This is a genomic window from Haloferax sp. Atlit-6N, assembly GCF_003383195.1.
GTDB lineage: Archaea > Halobacteriota > Halobacteria > Halobacteriales > Haloferacaceae > Haloferax > Haloferax gibbonsii.
On sequence record NZ_QEQJ01000001.1, the window covers coordinates 836,450 to 856,839 of the forward strand.

The 20,390-nt window shown below is 67.7% G+C and carries 21 protein-coding genes; 11 read left to right on the forward strand and 10 right to left on the reverse strand.

From position 1 onward, the window contains the following. Nucleotides 1-151 precede the first annotated feature (151 nt). The 3 genes from DEQ92_RS04310 to DEQ92_RS04320 are packed head-to-tail and all read left to right on the forward strand — an operon-like array spanning nt 152 to nt 3,724. Nucleotides 152-2,077: a NosD domain-containing protein gene (locus tag DEQ92_RS04310; RefSeq protein ID WP_115820461.1), complete on the forward strand. Its 1,926-nt coding sequence runs from the start codon at nt 152-154 to the stop codon at nt 2,075-2,077. Beyond that, nucleotides 2,070-2,906 (forward strand): ABC transporter ATP-binding protein, encoded by an 837-nt coding sequence (locus DEQ92_RS04315; protein WP_115820462.1) that lies wholly within the window; start codon nt 2,070-2,072, stop codon nt 2,904-2,906. The genes DEQ92_RS04310 and DEQ92_RS04315 overlap by 8 nt, the downstream gene beginning before the upstream one ends. Beyond that, nucleotides 2,903-3,724, forward strand: coding sequence for an ABC transporter permease subunit (locus DEQ92_RS04320; protein ID WP_004972536.1), 822 nt, complete (start codon nt 2,903-2,905; stop codon nt 3,722-3,724). The genes DEQ92_RS04315 and DEQ92_RS04320 overlap by 4 nt, the downstream gene beginning before the upstream one ends. 51 nt (nt 3,725-3,775) lie before the next feature. Here DEQ92_RS04320 and DEQ92_RS04325 read toward each other — a convergent pair whose 3' ends face one another. Further along, nucleotides 3,776-4,420: an FAD-dependent oxidoreductase gene (locus tag DEQ92_RS04325; protein ID WP_115804658.1), complete on the reverse strand. Its 645-nt coding sequence runs from the start codon at nt 4,418-4,420 to the stop codon at nt 3,776-3,778. A 306-nt stretch (nt 4,421-4,726) separates the two neighbouring features. On the opposite strand from DEQ92_RS04325, the gene DEQ92_RS04330 reads away from it, so the two are divergent. Both DEQ92_RS04330 and DEQ92_RS04335 read left to right on the forward strand, forming a co-directional pair. After that, on the forward strand, nt 4,727-6,487 hold the full coding sequence (locus DEQ92_RS04330; RefSeq protein WP_004972538.1) for a 2-oxoacid:acceptor oxidoreductase subunit alpha: 1,761 nt from the start codon (nt 4,727-4,729) through the stop codon (nt 6,485-6,487). Next, nucleotides 6,484-7,347 carry a 2-oxoacid:ferredoxin oxidoreductase subunit beta gene (locus DEQ92_RS04335; RefSeq protein ID WP_004972539.1) on the forward strand — a complete coding sequence of 288 codons (864 nt, stop codon included), beginning with the start codon at nt 6,484-6,486 and terminating at the stop codon, nt 7,345-7,347. Before DEQ92_RS04330 ends, DEQ92_RS04335 begins: the two co-directional genes overlap by 4 nt. Before the next feature lie 33 nt (nt 7,348-7,380). Here DEQ92_RS04335 and DEQ92_RS04340 read toward each other — a convergent pair whose 3' ends face one another. Together DEQ92_RS04340 and DEQ92_RS04345 are read right to left on the reverse strand one after the other, a co-directional pair. Further along, on the reverse strand, nt 7,381-8,091 hold the full coding sequence (locus DEQ92_RS04340; protein WP_004972540.1) for a DUF6517 family protein: 711 nt from the start codon (nt 8,089-8,091) through the stop codon (nt 7,381-7,383). Nucleotides 8,092-8,210: 119 nt separating this feature from the next. Beyond that, complete coding sequence (locus DEQ92_RS04345) at nt 8,211-8,408, reverse strand: hypothetical protein (protein WP_049904942.1); 198 nt, start codon at nt 8,406-8,408, stop codon at nt 8,211-8,213. Nucleotides 8,409-8,618: 210 nt separating this feature from the next. Between DEQ92_RS04345 and DEQ92_RS04350 the strand changes: the two genes are divergently transcribed. Both DEQ92_RS04350 and DEQ92_RS04355 read left to right on the forward strand, forming a co-directional pair. After that, complete coding sequence (locus DEQ92_RS04350) at nt 8,619-9,401, forward strand: aldo/keto reductase (RefSeq protein WP_115820674.1); 783 nt, start codon at nt 8,619-8,621, stop codon at nt 9,399-9,401. A gap of 88 nt (nt 9,402-9,489) precedes the next feature. Further along, nucleotides 9,490-9,681, forward strand: coding sequence for a hypothetical protein (locus DEQ92_RS04355; RefSeq protein WP_004972543.1), 192 nt, complete (start codon nt 9,490-9,492; stop codon nt 9,679-9,681). Between the two features lie 38 nt (nt 9,682-9,719). Here the strand turns inward: DEQ92_RS04355 and DEQ92_RS04360 are convergent, their stop codons facing one another. From DEQ92_RS04360 to DEQ92_RS04370, 3 genes are all read right to left on the reverse strand, one after another. Next, nucleotides 9,720-10,856 carry a DUF373 family protein gene (locus tag DEQ92_RS04360; RefSeq protein WP_004972544.1) on the reverse strand — a complete coding sequence of 379 codons (1,137 nt, stop codon included), beginning with the start codon at nt 10,854-10,856 and terminating at the stop codon, nt 9,720-9,722. A 43-nt stretch (nt 10,857-10,899) separates the two neighbouring features. Further along, a complete protein-coding gene (sppA, locus tag DEQ92_RS04365) occupies nt 10,900-11,901 on the reverse strand; it encodes a signal peptide peptidase SppA (protein WP_115804656.1) in 1,002 nt (333 codons plus the stop codon). 90 nt (nt 11,902-11,991) lie between these two features. After that, complete coding sequence (locus DEQ92_RS04370) at nt 11,992-12,915, reverse strand: coiled-coil protein (RefSeq protein ID WP_004972546.1); 924 nt, start codon at nt 12,913-12,915, stop codon at nt 11,992-11,994. A 299-nt stretch (nt 12,916-13,214) separates the two neighbouring features. Here DEQ92_RS04370 and DEQ92_RS04375 point away from each other — a divergent pair, with 299 nt between their 5' ends. Then, on the forward strand, nt 13,215-13,640 hold the full coding sequence (locus tag DEQ92_RS04375; protein ID WP_004972547.1) for a DUF371 domain-containing protein: 426 nt from the start codon (nt 13,215-13,217) through the stop codon (nt 13,638-13,640). 75 nt (nt 13,641-13,715) lie between these two features. Continuing rightward, nucleotides 13,716-14,522 (forward strand): endonuclease III, encoded by an 807-nt coding sequence (nth, locus tag DEQ92_RS04380; protein WP_115820463.1) that lies wholly within the window; start codon nt 13,716-13,718, stop codon nt 14,520-14,522. Here the strand turns inward: nth and DEQ92_RS04385 are convergent, their stop codons facing one another. From DEQ92_RS04385 to DEQ92_RS04395, 3 genes are all read right to left on the reverse strand, one after another. After that, on the reverse strand, nt 14,523-14,954 hold the full coding sequence (locus DEQ92_RS04385) for a hypothetical protein (RefSeq protein WP_004972549.1): 432 nt from the start codon (nt 14,952-14,954) through the stop codon (nt 14,523-14,525). Nucleotides 14,955-15,059: 105 nt separating this feature from the next. Beyond that, entirely contained in the window at nt 15,060-15,443 is a 384-nt protein-coding gene (locus DEQ92_RS04390; RefSeq protein ID WP_004972550.1) for a methylglyoxal synthase, read from the reverse strand. A 112-nt stretch (nt 15,444-15,555) separates the two neighbouring features. Then, a complete protein-coding gene (locus DEQ92_RS04395; RefSeq protein WP_004972551.1) occupies nt 15,556-17,478 on the reverse strand; it encodes a beta-CASP ribonuclease aCPSF1 in 1,923 nt (640 codons plus the stop codon). Nucleotides 17,479-17,726: 248 nt separating this feature from the next. Between DEQ92_RS04395 and DEQ92_RS04400 the strand changes: the two genes are divergently transcribed. Further along, nucleotides 17,727-18,206 (forward strand): hypothetical protein, encoded by a 480-nt coding sequence (locus DEQ92_RS04400; RefSeq protein ID WP_115820464.1) that lies wholly within the window; start codon nt 17,727-17,729, stop codon nt 18,204-18,206. Nucleotides 18,207-18,247: 41 nt separating this feature from the next. Here DEQ92_RS04400 and DEQ92_RS04405 read toward each other — a convergent pair whose 3' ends face one another. Further along, nucleotides 18,248-18,745: an HTH domain-containing protein gene (locus DEQ92_RS04405; RefSeq protein WP_050458796.1), complete on the reverse strand. Its 498-nt coding sequence runs from the start codon at nt 18,743-18,745 to the stop codon at nt 18,248-18,250. Nucleotides 18,746-18,908: 163 nt separating this feature from the next. On the opposite strand from DEQ92_RS04405, the gene proS reads away from it, so the two are divergent. Further along, the gene (proS, locus tag DEQ92_RS04410) at nt 18,909-20,375 is read left to right on the forward strand and encodes a proline--tRNA ligase (protein ID WP_004972554.1); all 1,467 of its coding nucleotides are present in this window, start codon (nt 18,909-18,911) and stop codon (nt 20,373-20,375) included. The last annotated feature ends 15 nt before the right edge of the window (nt 20,376-20,390 follow it).

Below are 20,390 nucleotides of genomic sequence, written 5' to 3' on the forward strand. Positions count from 1 at the left end.
CCCCGGGGCTTCGACGGACAGACCATCGCGCATATCACCCCCCGAAGACCTAGCCACCGGCATGTACGACCGCGCGACAGGCAGGGGGCACCTCGACGCGGCGGCTCACCCCGCCGGGGTCCCCGCATCCGACGGGGTCGGGCGCTGACCGATGGCGCTCGTCACGCCCGAGACGACCCGCTGGGTCGCCGCCGCGACGGCGCTCGTCTTCGTCCTCGCGAGCGTCTCCTTCGTCGTCCCCGCCTCGGGCTCCGTCGCGCCGGTCCCCTTCGACGACACCGTCAAGACCGGCGGCACGTCGGTCGACGTTCGCACGGCCGAAGTCGAGGGCTTCGAAGTCCCGCTCGCGCAGGTCCACTTCTCGCGGTACCGCTTCATCATCGGCTACTACGACGTGACCACGGCCGCCGCGGACGTGTCCACGGCCGAGAGCGCCCGCCAGTTCGGCGACCCGCTCGCGGTGTTCGTCACCGACTACGCGACGGTCTCGCCCGCGCTCGACGACGACGGCTACCTCCGAACCGAACACAACCGCAACCCCGGCTGGACGAAGGCGTCCGGGGCGTCGTTCGTCGTGGACGCCGGCGCGCGAGTCCCCTCCGGGCCGATTGCCGTCCCGTTTTCCGACGCCGACGCGGCGCGCTCGTTCGCGGACGCCCACGGCGGCACGGTCGTCGATTGGGCGACGCTCCGCGACCGCGCCGGCGACCCGCTTTCGTCACGGCTCGACGCCTTCGAGTCGTCGGTCGCCGCCCACCACGAGTGGGCGAACCAGACCACCGCTGCGAGTGATGCGCTGTTCGACAGGCCCGTCTCGACCGTCGTCGGCGAGGACGCGCCGACCGTCGAAGCCGCCGTCGCGTCGGCCCCCGCGAACACGACCGTCTACGTCCCCGCGGGCACCTACTCGGTCGACGCGGTCGGACTGAACAGCTCGATTACGCTCCTCGGAGCCGGACCCGAAACGCGGCTCGTCGGCGACGGAAACGGCAGCGTCGTCCACCTCCGCGCCGACCGGAGCGCGGTCGGGAACCTCTCTATCGCCGGGGTCGGCGAGACCGGGACCCGCCGGGTCCGCGCCAGCAACGAGTCCGTCGACTGGGACACCCGCGTCGAACTCGCCTACGGCCGCGGCGACGCCGGTGTCGTCCTCGACGGCGCGAACCAGTCGGCCGTCCGCGGGGTCGAAATCGACACGCCCGCGAGCGGCATCATCGCCCGCGAGAGCGCCGACAGCGTCGTCGACGGCGTGACCGTCCGCGGGGCCGACGAGCCCTCCGAGGGCTTCATGGGCGTCGTCCTCATCGGCGAGCGGTCGGTCGTGCAGGACTCGACGTTCCTCGACGGCCGCGACGGCGTCTACACCCACCGCGCCGACGGGAGCGTCGTCCGCGACAACCGCATGGAGGACGGTCGCTACGGCGTCCACCAGATGTACACCTCAGACGCGCTCGTCGCCGACAACGTCGTCCGCGGGGACCGCATCGGCGTCGTCCTCATGACCCGGCCCGTCGGCAACCTCGTCGTCGGAAACGACGTGCGCGAGTCGGACTTCGGGTTCATGCCCGCCGGGAGCGACACCTACGTCGCTGACAACGTCTTCGCCGGCAACGACTACGGCATGGACGTGAGCGGCGACCGGCAGGTGTACGTCGGAAACGTCGTCGCCGGAAACGGGGTCGGTATCCGCGGGAGTTCGACGTTCCCGACGAACGTCGTCGTTCGAAACGACATCGTGGACAACGACGTGCGCGTCGAGTCGTCGCTCGGCCCGATGCGGACGTGGACCGCCGGCGGCGAGGGCAACTACTGGGGCGACCTCCCGCTCGAAGACGCCGACGGCGACGGGGTCTACGACCGAGCGTACCAACCCTCCGGGGCGGTCGACGCCGAACTCGGCCGGGAACCCGGCGCGCTCGCGCTCTCGGAGTCGCCCGCGGTGCGCGCGCTCCGCCGCGCCCGCGACGCAGTGTCCGGCCTCCGCGGGTCCGGCGTCGTCGACGCCGCGCCGCGGGCCGAACCGGTCCGCCCCGAGACGCTCGCCGCCCTGAACGCGACGGAGGAGACCGATGGCTGACCGCGAATCGGCGGAGCCAGCGACTGACGAACCCACCACGATGTCGAACCCCGAATCCACGACGACGGCCGAGACGGATTCCGACGAATCGACGGGCGAGAGCGCCGCCGCCGCGGCCGCCGACCGACCGGCTATCGCCGCGACCGACCTCAGCCACGCCTTCGGCGACGTGCGCGTCCTCGACGGCGTCTCGCTGTCGGTCGCCCCCGGCGAAATCGTCGCGCTCGTCGGCCCCAACGGCTCGGGGAAGTCCACGCTCCTGCGGTTTCTCGCGCGGGTCCGCGCGCCCGACGAGGGAACGGTCACCATCGGAGCCAGTGACGGGCGCGCCCGCGTGGGCTACCTCCCGCAACAGCCCGGCTTCCGCGCCGGCTTCTCCGCGACCGACACGCTCGAATTCTACGCGCAGTTCGTGGACGACCCCGTGGACGTGGCCGACGTGTTGGAGCGAGTCGGCCTCGCGGACGCCGCCGACCGCCGGGTCGACGCGCTCTCCGGCGGGATGACGCGCCTGCTCGGCCTCGGGCGGGCGCTCGTCGGCGACCCGGCCGTGGTCGTCCTCGACGAACCGGCCAGCGGCCTCGACCCCGGCATGGTCGAACGGCTGTTCGACATCGTCTCCGACCTCGCCGACGCGGGCGTCGCGGTCGTCCTCTCGTCGCACAACCTCGGCCCCGTCGAGCGGACCGCCGACCGCGTGGTCGTCCTCGACGGCGGGCGATTCGTCGCCGACGGCGACCCGCGAGCGGTGGTCGAATCGGTCGGCGCGGCCGACCTCCAGACCGCCTTCGGCGACCTCGTGGCGACCGAGGAGGTGACGGGGAGATGAGCGCCGGCGGCCGCGACGGCCTCGGCGACCTGTTCGCCATCGCGGCGCGCGAGCTTCGGACAGTCGTCAGAACCCCGGCCGTCGTCGCGCTCTCGGTCGTCTTCGCGCTGACCGTCGTCGCGGTCGCGGCCGCGGGCTCCGGCGCGCGCGGCGGGTACGTCCCGCTGGTGCTGGATTTGGTCCCGTTCGTGGAGGCGCTCGTCCCGCTTCTCGCCGTCGCGCTCTGCTACCGGGCGGTGCTCTCGGACCGCGAGTCGGGCGAACTCGACGTGCTCAGGACGTTCGACGTGTCTCGTCCGGCCTACGTCGGCGGCGTCTACCTCGGTCGCGGGCTCGCGCTCGTGTTCGTCGTCTTCGGGTCGCTGCTCGCCGCGGGCGCGACCGTCCCCGTCCTCTCGCCGCCGGACCCGACGTTCCTCGCGCTGAACGAGGCCGCCGACTCGCCGGTCGCGTTCCTCCGGTTTTCGGTCCTCGCCGTCCTGTTCGCCCTCGCGGTCGCGGCCGTCGCGCTCGCCGTCTCGGCCGCCGCGCGGACCGCCCGGCAGGCAATCGCGCTCGCCGTCGGCCTGCTCGTCGCCTTCGTCGTCGGCGTCGACGCCGCCGCCGTCGCCGGACTGGCCTCGGGGAGTCTCGGCATCGACGCGGTCCCGCTCGTCCTCGCGGCGAGCCCGAACGGCGCGTTTCGGTCGCTCGTCCTCGGCGTCGCCGTCGAGACCGGCGGTTCGACCTCGCCGGGCGCGGCGCTCGCGGGGCTCGTCGGGTGGGTCGCCGTCGCGCTCGCGGTCGCGGTGCTGACGGCGTGGCGACCGGTAGAATAGTGCTGGGCAGTGCTGGACAGCGCTGGGCGTGCGGGCAGGCGGTCGAAGCGCCTACCCGAAGTTCTCGACTTTCGCCGCGTCGGCGTCGCCGCCGGCCGCTTCGACCGCGTCGGTCGCGCGCTCGACGAAGTCGGCGAAGCCGTAGACGAACACCTGCTCGCCCTCGTCGCCGGTGAGCGCGTCGGAGACGGCGTCGGCGAGGGCGGACTCGTCGCCGGTGACGACGACGCTCGCGCCGTCGTCCCGGAGCGCGGAGAGCCGGTCTTCGTGCGCGGGCGCGTCGTCGAGGTAGACCACGGCGGCCTCGTTGCCGTCGGCGACCGCGGCCTCGGCGATGCCGACCGCGGGGCCGACGCCGGGGCCGCCCGCGAGGACGACCACGCGCGACTCGCCGTCGTAGTAGCTCTGACCGAACGGCCCGGAAATCTCGATGTCGTCGCCGGCGGCGAGCGAGTCGAGGTGCTGGCTGAACGGCCCGGCCTCCTCGGGGTCGATGCCGATGGTCACCTCGAACGTGTCGCCGACGCCGGGCGACGAGAGCGTGTAGAACCGCGCGTACGACTCGCCGTCGACCTCGGCGGAGAGTTTGACGAACTGGCCCGGTTCGGCCTCGAAGCCGTCGGGCGTCTCGAACTCGATGGCGACCGTTCCGGGGCCGACGTCGCGGACCGCGGCGACGGTGACGATTGCGTCCATGCGAGCGGCTTGGTCGCAGGCTCACAAGGGCCTTGCCTTCCCGGACGCGTGCGCCGGAGAGCAGGACAAACCGTCCCGGCCGTGCACATAGTGTGAACCGGAAAGAATTGCCACGAGAGGGCAAAACACACCTTGATTGGATGTTCGTCCAGTTATTTCCCACATAGGCGGGCCCTTATTTCACACAACCATCTCAATTAGCGCCTCTAAAACTTGTTCGTTAAATTTCTATATGTTACCGGTACCGTCGTTTAACACCAATTTTCAGAAGGCTTTTGACCCGGCTATGGGTAGATTTCACTCAGCATGCCTGCGGACTTCAACTGGGCCATCGGCGGCGAGGCTGGCGATGGCATCGACTCCACGGGGAAGATTTTCGCTCAGGCGCTATCCCGGGCTGGACGCCACGTGTTCACCTCTAAGGACTTCGCTTCGCGAATCCGGGGCGGATACACCGCGTACAAGGTTCGGACTGCCATCGACCCCGTACAGAGCGTCGTCGACCGACTCGACGTGCTCATCGCACTCACACAACGAACAATCGACGAGAACCTCGACGAACTGCACGAGGGCTCCGTCATCATCTACGACGGCGACCGCTCGACGATGGCGGACGTCGAAATCCCCGAGGGAATGGTCGGGCTGGACATCCCCCTCAAGGCGCTCGCCGAGGAGGCGGGCGGCGCTATCATGCGCAACGTCGTCGCGCTCGGCGCGGCGTGCGCCGTCGCAGACTTCCCCATCGAGAACCTCGACAGCGCGCTGCAGAAGCGCTTCGGCGGGAAGGGCGAGGCCATCGTCGAGAACAACAAGAAGGCGGCTCGCGCGGGCCTCGAATACGTCCACGACGAGTACGACCACGAGTTCGACTACGACCTCGAGACGACCGACGAGGACTACGTGCTCATCAACGGCGACCAGGCCATCGGCATGGGCGCCATCGCCGCCGGTTGCCGCTTCTACGCCGGCTACCCCATCACGCCCGCGACGGACGTGATGGAGTATCTCACCGGCCGCATCGAACGCTACGGCGGTCACGTCGTACAGGCGGAAGACGAACTCGCGGCCATCAACCTCGCGCTCGGTGCGGCACGCGCCGGCGCGCGGTCGATGACCGCGACGTCCGGTCCGGGTATCGACCTGATGACCGAGACGTTCGGTCTCGTCGCCACCTCGGAGACGCCGCTCGTCATCGTCGACGTGATGCGCTCCGGTCCCTCGACGGGGATGCCGACCAAGCAGGAACAGGGCGACCTCAACATGATGCTCTACGGCGGCCACGGCGAGATTCCGCGCTTCGTCGTCGCGCCGACGAGCATCGACGAGTGCTTCTGGAAGACCGTCGAAGCGTTCAACTTCGCCGAGAAGTACCAGGTTCCGGTCTACGTCGCGGCCGACCTCGCGATGGCGGTCACGGAACAGACGTTCTCTCCCGAGGCGTTCGACATGGACGAAGTCGAAATCGACCGCGGCAAGGTCGTCGACGACGACTCCATCGACGAGTGGCTCGACGAGGAAGGTCGCTTCCAGCCGCACGCGCTCACTGACGACGGCGTCAGCCCGCGCGCGTTCCCCGGCACGGAACAGGGCGCACACATGTCGACCGGTCTCGAACACGACGAACTCGGTCGGCGGACCGAAGACCGGTCGATGCGCGTCGAGCAGGTCGACAAGCGCGACCGGAAGGTCGAGACCGCAAAGGAGACCGAGGACTTCTCGCCGCGCGAGTTCGGTGACGCCGATTCGGACACGCTCATCCTCTCGTGGGGCTCCAACGAGGGCGCGCTCGTCGAGGCGCTCGACTTCCTCGAAGAGGACGGCATCGACGTTCGCTTCCTGTCGGTCCCGTACATGTTCCCGCGGCCGGACCTCACCGAGGAAATCGAGGCGGCAGACGAGGTCATCGTCGTCGAGTGTAACGCGACGGGGCAGTTCGCCAACGTCGTCGAGCACGACACATTGACCCGTGTCAAGCGCATTAACAAATACGACGGCGTCCGCTTCAAGGCGGACGAACTCGCAGACGAAATCAAAGCCACCCTCGACGCAGAGGAGGTCTCAGCATGAGCTCAAACGTCCGCTTCACCGACTTCAAGTCAGACAAACAACCGACCTGGTGTCCCGGCTGTGGGGACTTCGGGACGATGAACGGCATCATGAAAGCCCTCGCCAACTCCGGCACCGACCCCGACAACACGTTCATGGTCGCCGGTATCGGCTGTTCCGGGAAAATCGGGACGTACATGCACTCGTACGCCATCCACGGCGTCCACGGGCGCTCGCTCCCGGTCGCCGCCGGCGTCAAGCTGGCGAACCCCGACCTGACCGTCGTCGCCGCCGGCGGCGACGGTGACGGCTACTCCATCGGTGCGGGTCACTTCATCCACGCCGTCCGCCGCAACGTGGACATGGCCTACACCGTCATGGACAACCGCATCTACGGCCTCACGAAGGGGCAGGCCTCGCCGACCTCGCGCGAGGACTTCGAGACCTCGACGACCCCCGAGGGACCGAAGCAGCCCCCGGTCAACCCGCTCGCGCTGTCGCTCGCGGCCGGCGGCACGTTCATCGCGCAGTCGTTCGCGACGGACCACAAGCGCCACGCGGAAATCGTCCAGGAGGCCATCGAGCACGACGGCTTCGGCTTCGTGAACGTGTTCAGTCCCTGTGTCACGTTCAACGACGTGGACACCTACGACTACTTCCGCGACAACCTCGTGGACCTCGCGGACACCGACCACGACCCGACCGACTACGACGCGGCCAAAGAGAAGATTCTCGACTCGTCGAAGGAGTACGAGGGCGTCATCTACAAGGACGAAAGCTCCGTCTCCTACGAGGAGAAGTTCGGCGTCGACCAGAACATGTCGGACATCCCGTCGGGCGCGCCCGACGACGCGATGGACCTCGTCCGCGAGTTCTACTAACGCCGAACTCGCGGTCGACGCCGCGCCGCCCGCTCATCGAACTTCGACCGTTCTTTCGACCGTCCCCGGATGCTCGACAGCGCCCGCGAGCGCCGCGACCGCCTCGGTCTCGTCCACGTCCGCCCCGTGGACCGCGAGGACGACCACCACGTCGCCGTCGTGTTCGACCGTCGCGAGGTGGAGTTTCACTTCGGCCGTCCCGCCCTCGTAGGCGACCGTCTCGCCGTCGACTGCGGTCTCACCGGCTTCGACTTCGACCGTGCCAGCGTAGGTGACGAGTTCCGTCTCCGACCCGAGCATCGTGACGTTTCGCGCACCGACCTCGCGGACGCCGTTGACCTCGGGGACGTTTCCGAGCGCCTGCGCGTCGGCCAGCAAGTCGAGACCGGCCGCGACGAGCTCGCGGTTGCCGAGGTTCGAAAGCGGGTTGACCGACTGGCCGGCGACCTCGGCGTTCGGCGACGAGACGACCACGAGCGCCGTGATATCGTCGTCGTCGGTCGTCTTCGAGTATCCGGACACCCAGACGTCCGCGCCGACGGAGCGGGAGGCGGGACCGACGCCGACGTCGTACGAAAGCGGGACGACGGTGCTGTTGCCGTGGACGTAACCGTGTGCCTCGTAGGTCGACGCGGGAATCGTCGCGGGCTGGGCCGCGAACGTGGTCGAGCCGCCGAGTCCACCGAGGCATCCCGCGAGCGCGACGACGAGCGCGAGCGCGAGGGCTGTGCGTAGTTGAGGCATGCCACCTAGAGGCGCTCTGAGAGTATGACAGTCTCGCCGCCGCGGAGAAAACCGGCCGGGCGAATCGAGGCGAACGGGTCGAACTGGGACCGTCGCCGGGACGCCCGCCAACCCGCTCGTTACTCTACCGACTCGACGTGGAGTCGGTAGCGCGTCCCGCAATCGAGACACCGGGCGTCGTCGGATTCGATGAGTTCCGTCACCAACACCTCGCCGAACTCGCAGTTCGGACACTCGTAGACGAGCGAGTCACCCGCGATGCGGTGTGCGAACGCGTTCGTGTTCTCTTCTGTCAAGGGTTCTGATGCGGACGACATTCCTGACCACCGTTCAGATATGCTACCACATGTCACATAAACTATCCGCCGCGGGACGTCGAAGGGTGTGAGACGCCGTGTGACACACTCTCGGGCCGTGAAAGCCGGAAATTCGCCCGCCCTTTCGGAACGTCTTTTCAACTCGCGGCCCACGGTTCGCCCATGACGGAGAACGCCGCTTCAGCGGACGACGCACCGCGGGCGAACGGGATGCCGATGCTCGGGCTCGGGACGTGGCAGAACACGAACGCCGACGAGTGTCGCAACGCGGTGCAGACGGCGCTGGAGATGGGCTACCGCCACATCGACACCGCCCAAGCGTACGAGAACGAAGCGGAGGTCGGCGAGGGCATCGCCGCCGCCGACGTCGACCGCGACGAGGTGTTCCTCGCGACGAAGGTGTGGGCCGACAAGCTGTCCCACGACGACGTCATCGAGAGCACCGAAGAGAGCCTCGAAAAGCTCGGCGTGAACTACGTCGACCTCCTGTACGTCCACTGGCCGTCCCGCGAGTACGACGCCGAAGAGACTCTCGCGGCGTTCGACGAACTCGTCGAACGCGGGCTGACAAAGCGCGTCGGCATCTCCAACTTCGAGCCCGAGCAGGTCCGCGAGGCCGTCGAACTGTCCGAGTCGGGCGCCTTCGCCAACCAGATCGAGATGCACCCGCTCCTCCAGCAGGAAGAGCTCCGCGAGGTCTGCGCCGAGGAGGACATCGAAATCGTCGCGTACTCGCCGCTCGCCCGCGGGAACGTCTTCGACGTCGACGTGCTGTCCGACATCGCCGAGAAGCACGACGCGAGCGAGGCGCAGGTGTCCTTGGCGTGGCTCCGCGAGAAGGGGGTCACCGCGATTCCGAAGGCGACGAGCGAGGGCCACATCCGCGACAACTGGGAGTCGCTCGCGCTCGACCTCGACGACGAAGACGTGGCCGCCATCGACGCCATCGAGACCGAAGAGCGCTGCATCGACCCCGACTTCGCGCCCTGGTAAGCGACTGAACCCGCGTTTTTCCGGTTCGCCTCTCGATTCGCCGTCGGAAGCCGCAACGGATTTGTCGAACGAGTCCCGACAGAATCGCATGGAATTCGACCTCCCCAAGACAGTCGCGTTGCTCGTCGCGCTCGTCGTCGTCGGAACCGCGGCCCTCGTCGGGATGGGCGTCATGGCCACGAGTACCGTACTGATGATGGTGACGCCCGCGATGCTCGTCTTCGGGGCTGTCTGTCTCGCCATCGGCGTCAAGCACGGCGAGTACCGAGCGGCGAACTAACGGCGCGGAGCGAAGCGACAAAGCGGCGCGGAATTCCCTTAGCTCTCGTTTTCTCGCGGCGTGTCGACCACGTCTTCGAGCGTCTCGTCCGAGACGCTCGCCGAGATGCGGACGCCCACGACGCTCACGACGATGCCGGCGACGATGAACATCGCCAGCCGCTGGACCGGCGTGAGCGCGAGCCGCCCGAGCAGTTCGAGGTTCGGCAACTCCCCCTGTCGTTCGAGGAGGAAACCGGCGAACCCGCGGACGACCAGCCCGATGGCGACGACGCCGAACGGGAGGTTCATGTACGACGTGGAGACGCGCTCGCTCCCGATGAGCTCGTCCAAGAGACGGCCCGCGCTCGCGGTCAGCGCGGCGAGCGCCAGCCACGGGACGCTGTGGTAGACGAACAGGAGCGACGGGACGAGCACCTCCTCGCTCCCGCCGACGCCCGGCGTCCGGATGGCCAGCGCGCCGAGGAACAGCCCGACGATGGCCAGCCCCGCGGCGACCGCGTAGGTGACGACCGACACCTGTCCGGAGTAGAGGGCGTCGCGAATCTGGTCGGGCGCGTCCGAGAGGAACTCGTCGATAGCGAGCCCCTTGTAGAGGAGCACCGCGCCCATCAGGGCGGCGAGCCCGGCCATCGCGACGGCGGGAGTGAACTGGACGAGAAGCAGCGGGACGAGAAGCAGTCCGACGCCGAGCGGGACGAGTATCGTCGAGCGAAGCTCCTCGTCGCCGAGGAACTGCTTGAGCAGGTAGTACGTCGACTCGATGTCGTGGGCCTGTCGGACCACCACGCGGTCGACCGCGTCGACCCGGAACCGGCTCTCGACGACGGGGACGAGCCGCTCGTCCTCCGCGCTGTCGATGACGACGACCGCAGACTCGACGTCGTAGCGCTCGGCGAGGTCGTCGAGCTGTCGCGCGACGGCGCGGTCGGCTCCGACGGGGCTGTCGCTCGTTCCCGAGATGACCGCGATTTCGGCGTCCTCGCGCTCGTCCCTGAGTTCGCGCGTCGTCCGAAGCGCCGCGAGAAGGCAGTTGACGCTCGAATCCTCGGGGTCCGCGAGGCCCACGTCGGTGACGAGCGACCGAACCGCTTCCCAGCCGACGACGGGCGTCGAGAGCCCGGTCTTGCGGCCGATGTCGTTCGCCCGGTCGACACAGAGGACGAGCGTTGTCACGTCGAAGACGAACGCGGGCGCGGGCTAAAAAGCCTCCCAGTCGTCAGAACCGAAACGAAAAGCCGTCGTCCGGTTCGACCGACGAGGCGACCCCCGCGCCGAAGGCGTACGCCGCGCCCTCGACGCCGCCGCGGAGCCGGTCGGTGAGGCCGACCTCGGGGGTGAACTCCCTGACCGAGACCTCGTCGCGGCCGAGGAGTTCGGCGAGTCGGTCTTCCACGTCGTCGCGGGTGCCCAGCGAGTCGACCAGTCCGAGTTCGTGCGCCTCCTCGCCGAGGTAGACGCGGGCCTCCGTGTCGCGGACGACCTGCGGGTCCATGTCCCGGCCCTCGGCCACCCGTTCGACGAAGTCGTCGTAGTAGTCGTCGATGAGCCCCTGGAGGTACTCGCGTTCGTCCTCGGTCGGCTCTTTGAGGGCCATCCCCGCGTCCTTGTACTTCCCCGCGGCGAACCGCTCGTAGGAGAGGCCGACCTTGTCGGCCAGTTCCGAGGCGTTGACCGACGAGCCGATGACGCCGATGGAGCCGACGACGCTCACGTCGTGGGACCACAGCTCGTCGCAGCCGCTGGCGATCCAGTAGCCGCCCGAGGCGCAGGTGTCCGTGGCGTACGCGACCGTCGGCCCGTCGAAGTCGGCGGCCGCTCGGCGGATGTCGTCGCTCGGCAGCACCTCGCCGCCGGGCGTGTTCAGTTTGACGAGGAGCGCGTCGACGTTCTCGTCGTCGGCCGCGGCGTCGATCTGTTCGACGATGTCGTCGGCGGGCGTCCCGCCGCCGCGACCCGGAACGGGACCACCGCCGCCGTCGCGGGAAATTGGCCCTTCGACGGCGACCTCGGCCACGTCGTAGTCGGGGAAGGCCGCGGCGGCGAGCCTGCCGCCGACGCGGAGCGCGGCGACGACGGTTCCGATGACCAAGAGGAGCCCCGCGAGGTCCGCGAGCGTGTCGGGGACGCGGTAGAACAGGACCCAGCCGACCGCCGCCGCGACGACGGCGAGGACGACCACGATAGCCAACCGGTAGATGCGCGTGAAGCTGTCGGTCACGGTGAATCACTCATGGCTGTCGCTGGGGCTTCGAACGGGATAAAAATGATACGTCGCAAGCGCGACGAAGAGAGAGAAAGTGACCGGGGTTTAGAGCAGACCGGACTTCTGAAGCTTCATCAGGTCCTCGGTCTCGAGGGTCTCGCCTTCCTTGAACTTCTGGTAGATCTCCTCGGCCTCGGCCTTGGCGGCTTCGCGCTCCTCGGCGCGGGAGTCCTTGCGCTGGCGCTCTTCCTTCTTGTCCAGCTCGCGGAGGCGCTTCTGGACGCGGACGAAGTCCTCGTGGTGACGGTCGGCCGCTTCCTGGGCTTCGACGAAGAGCTCGTGCATCTCGTCGGCCTTGTCGCGGATGTCGTCGGCCTCGCGGTAGGCCTCGATCATCTGGTTGTGGTGTTCCTGGGCGTCGTCGGCCAGCTCGGTCACCTTCTGGTGGTGCTGGGACGCCTCGGAGCGGACCTCTTCTGCCTCTTCGATGAGTTCTTCGAGGTCACCGCTCTCTTCGACCTTGTCCTTTTTTTGGCGAAGTTCTTCGCGCTTGTTCTCGATCTTCTCGATGAGCTCGCGCTCGTCTTCTGTCGAGAGGACTTCGGTCTGCTGGCGGAACTCGAGTTGCTCGATCTCCTCTTTGAGCTCGTCGATGTCCTTGCCGTCATCGAGCTCGAGGTCGCTTTTCATCTCGTCGACCTCGTCGAAGAGCTCGTTGGCCTTCGCGTTGAGCTCGTTGCGGCTCTGCTTGTGTTCCTGCACCTGCGAGTTCATTTCGTCGCGCTTCTCGCGGTGCTTCTGGGCTTCGTCGACCTTCTCGCGAGTCATCGCGTTGAGGTCGTCGCGCTTGGATGCGCGCTCAGAAGCCATCTGGTTTAGTTCATTGCGGCGGTCACGGAGTTGACCGGCGAGTTTGATGAGTTCGCCTTTCGAGCCGCTCTCGAGCTTTTCGTCTGGGAGATCGATGTTTCGTGCCTCGTCGAGTTCCTGCACGTCGAACTCGCTAAGTACTTCCTGCTTCGTTACCATGCGTAATCAATCCTCGATACCATCACCACTCCGTGCGTGGCGGCTGCTCGTGGGAGTGCGACCGACCGTGGATAAGAATTCCCGATCATTCTGCGTGCGATGCCGCCGGAACGCCGGAGGCGCTCAGGTACATACACATACAGGCGACCAGTTAATAAATACTTCGGTGGAAATTCGGGTGAAAACAGTTACCACACCGCTCGTATCGACCGTATTCACCATGTCAGTGTTTGCCATGGTCGTATATAAATGGGATGCGAACCGTGGGGGCTAAACCGAGTCGGGTCGGATGCCACGCCATGAGAGAAGTCATCCGCGCACGCGGCCACGAGCACGTGCGCGCCGAGCACGCGAGCACGTTCGAGGTGACGAGCGACGACTGGCTCACCCCCGCGGGCGACTGCATCATCGGCGTCGAGGCCGACCGTACCCCCGCCGACTTCGACCCGGCGTTCGTCGAGGCCTGTCAGTCCCACGACGCCACTATCGACGTGCGCGTCCGCGTGGACGCGGACGGCGACACCTACGAACAGACGGTCCGCGCCCGGGGACACCCGGACCTCTCCTTCGAGGGCGACCGCAGCGTCGTCTTCCGCACGAGCGACTACGTGGACGACCGGACGGGTGCGGTCGGCGCGGCCCACGCCGCCGCGGGCTTCGACCGCGACCTCGTCTCGGCGCTCGCCGACGGCGCGGAACTGACGGTCACCATCGAAGTCGAATAGTCCCGCGCGGACGGCGGACCGACGCGAGCCGACCGACGGAATGCGCTTTTCACCGCGCGGTCGTAACCTTCGGGCATGCCCGAAGAACCCTCCGAGAACATCAGCGGCGGCGCGAGCGGCGGCGGTCGAGAGACGGCGTTCGACCCCGCTGACCCCGAGACCGCGACGCGCGCCGAGGTCGTCGTCGACCGACTCGGCGAACGCTACTGGCGGAAGGCCTACGGCGGACAGGGCGGCTTCGAGTGCCTCGTCCGGACGATTCTGAGTCAGAACACGAGCGACAAGGCGAGCCAGCCCGCCCACGACCAACTCGTGGCGCAGTACGGCGGCGGCGACCTCGCCGAGTCGCTGGCGGCGGCCGACCGCGAGGGCATCGTCGAGGCCATCCGCTCCGGCGGGCTCTACAACCAGAAGTCGAAGCTCATCCAAGGCGTCGCCGAGGACGTGCTGGCCGACTTCGGGAGCGAGGCCGGTTTCGACCGCTACGTCCGCGAGGAAGACCCCTCGACGGTCCGCGACCGGCTCCTAGAGATGAAAGGCGTCGGCCCGAAGACCGCCGACTGCGTCCTCCTCTTTGCGGGCGGCCGCGGCGGCGTCTTCCCCGTCGATACGCACGTCCACCGCATCGCTCGGCGAATCGGGCTCGCGCCGGCCGACGCCGACCACGAGGGCGTTCGCGCGGCGCTCGAACGCGACATTCCCGACGAAAAATGCGGCTTCGGCCACACCGCGATGATTCAGTTCGGTCGCGAGTTCTGCACGGCCCGCAAACCCGCGTGTCTCGACGGCCCCGAGGCGTGCCCGATGGCCGACGTGTGCGACATGGTCGGCGTCGACGCGGCGGCGCAGTCCGTCACCGACCCCGCGGCCGCGGACGACTGATTAACAGGACTTCGTTTTGAGCCCGCTGACCGGCGAGCCGTCGTCCTCGTAGCTCGATTCGATACCCGAGTCGGCGAACATCGGGAGGTTCATCGAGTAGTCGTAGACGACGCTGAACCGCGAGAAGGGGTTCGAGAGGAACGCCGACGCGGGGCCGACGCCGTCGAACGCGACGCCCGCCCGGAGCTGGACGACGGAGTCGTTGCCGACGGAGCCGCTGGCTTCCATCCCGAAGCCGCCCTCGCCGCCGAGGTTCTCGAAGACCGAGAGGAAGACCACGAGGTCGATGCCCGCGCCCTCGCCGCCGATGTCGAACTGGTGGCCCTCGCCGGGGAAACACGGCGAGGTCGGGCCGGTCGCGGCGGCGACCGGGGCGGTCGCGACGGCGAGAATCACGGCGAGCGTCAGGGACGCGCGGGTCGCGGCGTTCATACCGTCGCCTCCGGCGCGCTGGTAATTAAGGATACGCCGCGGTTCTCAGGGATGATACCGTGTGTCGAAGCAAACGAAACCGCGGACGCAACTCGGACCCGGCGGTTACTCCTCGCCGTCGAGCTGTCTGATGAGTTCGTCGAGGACGGCGTCCGCGCTGGCGAGGTTGGTCGCCAGCGGCGTCTGGTGCACGTCGCAGATGCGGAGCAGCGCGGTGATGTCCGGCTCGTGGGGCTGGGCGGTCAGCGGGTCGCGGAGGAAGATGACGCCGTCGCAGGTCTCGCTGGCTATCTCCGCGCCGATCTGCATGTCGCCGCCGAGCGGCCCGGACTGCTTGCGCTCGATGTCGAGGCCCGTGGCGTCGATGAGTCGCTGACCGGTCGTCCCCGTCGCCATGAGCTCGAAGCGTTCGAGGTCGGCCTGTCGCTCCTCGGCGAACGAGATGAGGTCCGGCTTCTTCTCGTCGTGAGCAATAAGTGCGAGACGCATGGCAAACACTCGTTCGAGCGTCGTGATTAATCTTCGCCCGGAAGCCGTCCGTGAGAAATCGTCGCGCGGCGGGGGGTTGACGTGCCGGTGTGGTCGCCGTGGACGAGAGTCGTTACTTGAAGCGGAACGTCTCGAGGTTCTTCGGCGCGAACGTCCGCATGTTGTAGTCGTGGTAGAGCGCCGACGAGAGGTCCTGCACGGAGCGCTCGTCGCCGTGGACGCACAGCACCTTCTCCGGGCGCGGGTTCATCGTCTTGACGAAGTTCTCGAGGCCCTGCCGGTCGGCGTGACCGGAGAAGCCGTCGACGGTCTCGACGTCCATCTCGAGTTTCAGCGTGTCAGACCGGCCCATGCCGTCGCGGCCGTTGACCGGAATCTCGTCCCAGCCGTTCTGGATGCGGCGGCCGAGCGTCCCCTGGGCCTGGTAGCCGACGAAGACCAGCCGGGACTTCGGGTCGGGGCCGACGTGGCGGAGCCACGACATGATGGGGCCGCCGGTGACCATCCCGGAGGTCGAGAGGATGATGGCCTGGTCGCCGTCGGCGACGTCCTGTCGCTCCTCTTCGCCGCCGTCGATGTGGTTGAACTCCTCGGCGAGGAACGGGTTTTCGTCCTCGTGGAAGATGCGGTCGCGGAGGTCGTCGCGGAGGTACTCGGGGTAGGTCGTGTGGATGGCCGTCGCCTCCCAGATCATCCCGTCGAGGTGGACGGGCATCTCCGGAATCTTACCGGAGCGCATCGCCTCTTCGAGGACCAGCATGATCTCTTGGGAGCGACCGACGGCGAACGCCGGGATGACGACCTTCCCGCCGCGGTCGTACGTCTCGTTTATGACCTCGATGAGGCGCTTTTCGGAGTCCTGCTGGTCGGTCTGGTAGTCGTTGCGGCCGCCGTAGGTCGATTCGAGGACGAGCGTCTCCACGCGCGGGAAGTCGTTGACCGCGCCGTTGAACAGGCGGGTGTCCTCGTAGTGGATGTCGCCGGAGAACGCGACGTTGTAGAGGCCGTCGCCGATGTGGAAGTGCGAGACGGCGGAGCCGAGGATGTGGCCCGCGTTGTGGAAGGTGAGCTTCACGTCGGGCGCGATGTCGGTCACGTCGCCGTACTCCAGCGGGATGGTGTGCTTGATGGCCTCGCGGACCATCTCGGACTCGTACGGCGGGGTGCGACCTTCCTTCGAGGCGACGTCGAGGTAGTCGAGCGTGAGCAGGCCCATGAGGTCGCGGGTCGGCTCGGTCGTGTAGATGGGACCGTCGTAGCCGTACTTGAACAGAAGCGGGATGAGCGCCGAGTGGTCGAGGTGGGCGTGGGTGAGAACGACCGCGTCGAGCGAGTTCGCGCCCGACCCGAGCGCCTCGGGGACCTGCAGATACGGCACGTCGTCGGAGCCGGGCTTGTCGCCGCAGTCGACGAGGATGCGGGTCTCGGGCGTCGAGACGATGAAGGACGCGCGGCCGACCTCGCGGCAGCAGCCGAGGGTCGTGATGCGGACCCACTCGTCGTCCGAGAGCTGTTCGCGGTGAATCTGCCGACCGGTCCGTTCGAGGATGCGGCGGCGGTCCTCGCGTTCCTGCTTCAGGAAGTTGCGGACGTTCGAGACCGTCGAGGACTCGATGGGCGGGGTGCGGACGACTTCGGGCGTCCAACCGACTTTCTGCGTAATCTCGCGGAGCGTCGAGCCGTGGCGACCGATGACCATGCCCGGTTTCTCGGCCTCGATGACGACTTCGCCGGTGTCGATGTGGAAGTCGAGGTCGGTGACGCCGGCCTCCTCGGGGATGACGCTCAGAATCTTGGGTTCGGCCTCTCGGGGGTCGGACAGCACGTCCGGGTCCGGGCGAACCGTGATTCGCTTTCGGAGCTTACTCGCGAGTTTCCGGATGAGGTCGCCGTTCTGAGCGAACTTCTTCGGGTCGCGCGTGTAGACGACGAGTTCGGGACCCTCGTACTTGACGTCGGAAACCGAGATGTCGCGGGGGAGTTCGTTCGTAATCTCTGCCTTCAAATTCTCGAGTTGTTTATCTACGGAGCTCATAGTTACGAGCGACCCGTCCGGTCCTGCGCCGGCAGGTCTCGGGAACCCCTACCTCAGGAGCGTCGACACGAGACGGTCCACGTGTACGAGTGCCAGTCTCGGCCAACTGCGGAGAGAGCATAGTGAACTGAATACGGTGGTATCTCGACTGCGGGAAGAGGCAGGGAAAACCCGCTTACCCGACAGTACCATGTCGCCAGTATAAAACCCTTCGCAAAGTCGAAGCGTCTCGGGGGCGACCGACGACCATGGAACTCACACCGGCGACCGTCTCGGCGGAACACGATTGGGTTCGAGAGCGCGCGGACGTGGTCGTCCCGCTCATCAACGAGACGCGGACCCGACTCGGCGAGCAGTTCGACACGCGCGTCGGCGAGGTCGACGACGCGGCCTACCTCGACGCGGTCGACGCGGTGTTCGCCGACGGCGAGGTCGGCGTCAACGTCGCGGCCTACGTGCGCATCCTCAAACAGTTGGACGTGCAGGACGACTATCCGGGGTTCGTCGTGGACGAGGTGCTCGGCCGCGAACTCGCGGCGACCATCGCCGGCGGCGAACCGCTTCGACTGCTCGCGCAGGCGACGTTCCACTTCGCGGACGTGGCCGTCCACACCGACGGTCCCGCCGGACGCGACGACCTCGACGCCGCGCTCGCCGCGGGGTTTCAGACCCGCCTGCCGGGGTGGTCGTGGCGCGAGGGCGACTCACCGTTCGACAGCCGGCGCTGACGACGGGGCGGTGTCGCCGGAAAAAACCGTGTTCGGACCGCTTACCACTCGATTCGGACGCGCTCCGACGACTGCTCGGACTCGCGTTCGGCCTGGGAATCGAGGTCGCTGAGACGTCCGCGGAACGCACCGATACACTCCTCGCACGCGGTCACGTGCGCGAGAACGCCGTCCTCGTACTCCGCCATGACCGCCCGCGGGGTCCGCCGCGTCGGTCGTTCCGGTCCCATCCGGCCGATGCCGCGCACCTCGGGGTCGCCTAACCCCGCCAAGCGCTCGCCCCGCGTCGCCGCCCACCGCGCGTACGACGCGAGTCGGTCGCGGGCGCGGCGCTCGCGCGGGCTCAACTTGCCGGAAAGGTCCACGAATCGGTCCCACGTCTCGACCGTGTACTCCGAGACGAGGCCGCGTTCGACGATATCGTCCAGTCGCTCGATAACCGGTGTGAACTCCGCGCGCCGCCCGCTCGGAACCCACAGTTCGATTCGGACCGCCTCCTCCCGAGGAGTCGGCCGCTCGTCGCTCACAATTGTGTCCATTGTTAGCACGCCAACCACCACGTTCTGGTAGGACACCCGACGATATGTATCTATGCGTCCGCCGGAGTCGCCGAACGTCGTCGGCGAAAGACGGTCCGTGCGGCGGGGCGGCCCGCCGGCACCTTCGGGGCGTTTAAGGGTTCGCTGCGGCTACCGATGGGCAATGAGCGACGAGCAGGAACTCGGTATCACCGAGTCGAAGCAGTACAACACCGGCGAGTGGTACGCCGAGGTCGTCCAGAAGGCGGGCCTCGCGAACTACGGCCCGGAGGGGATGAGCGGCTTCATCGTGACCCGCCCGCGCGGCTACGCGCTGTGGGAGTCCATCCAGAACTACCTCGACGGCGAGTTCAAGAAGACGGGCGTCCAGAACGCGTACTTCCCGCTGTTTATCCCCGAGAGCTATCTCGAACGCGAGAAGGACATCGTCGAGGGCTTCGACCCCGAGGTCGCGTGGGTCACCCACGGCGGCCACGAGGAACTCGAAGAGCGCCTCGCCGTCCGCCCGACCTCCGAGTCCATCATCGCGCCCTACATGGCCCGGTGGGTCCGTAGCCACCGCGACCTCCCGCTCCGCGTGAACCAGTGGGCCTCCGTCGTGCGCTGGGAGGCCACGGAGACGAAGCCGTTCTTCCGCACCAAGGAGTTCCTCTGGCAGGAGGGCCACACGGCCCACGAGACCCGCGACGGCGCGTGGGACGAGACGATGACTCGCCTCTCGCAGTACCGGTCGCTCTACGAGGACGTGCTCGCCATCCCCGTGCTCCGCGGCGCGAAGCCGGAACACGACAAGTTCCCCGGGGCGGACACGACGACGACCGTCGAGGCGCTCATGCCCGACGGCAAGTCCGTGCAGGCCGGCACCTCCCACTACCTCGGCACCTCCTTCGCCGAGGCGTTCGACCTCACCTACACGACCGAAGACGAGGACGAAGAGCCCGCCCACACGACCTCGTGGGGCCTGTCGTGGCGCTCGCTCGGCGCGCTCATCATGACGCACTCCGACGACCAGGGCCTCGTCCTGCCGCCGACCATCGCGCCCGAGCAGGTCGTCATCGTCCCCATCTGGCAGGCCGACACGCAGGAGAAGGTCCTCGAGTACGCCGAGGACATCGCCGACGAGCTCGAAGACGCCGGCGTCCGCGTCGAACTCGACGCCCGCGACGAGCGCAACCCCGGGTTCAAGTTCAACGAGTGGGAGCTCAAGGGCGTCCCCGTGCGCTTCGAAATCGGCCCGAACGAGGTCGACGACGACGTCGTCACCGCCGTCCACCGACCCGACGGCGAGTCGGTCGAACTCGACCGCGAGAACATCGCCGAGGCCGTCCAAGAGCAGTTCGACGAGGTGTACGCGAAGCTCTACGCCGCCGCCGAGGAGAACCTCGAAGAGAACGTCCGCGAGGCGTCCGCCCGCAACGAGATTCTCGGCACCATCGGCCAGCACGGCGGCTACGTGAAAGCGCCGTGGTGCGGTGACGAGGCCTGCGAGGACGAGATTAAAGACCAGATCGCCGCCGAAATCGTCATGGTTCCCCTGAACGACGAGGACGCGGAGATTCACGACGGCGAGGACTGCGCGGTCTGCGGCGACGACGCCGAGGAGACCGCGTACTTCGCGAAGTCCTACTGAGCCGCCCGCCCCACA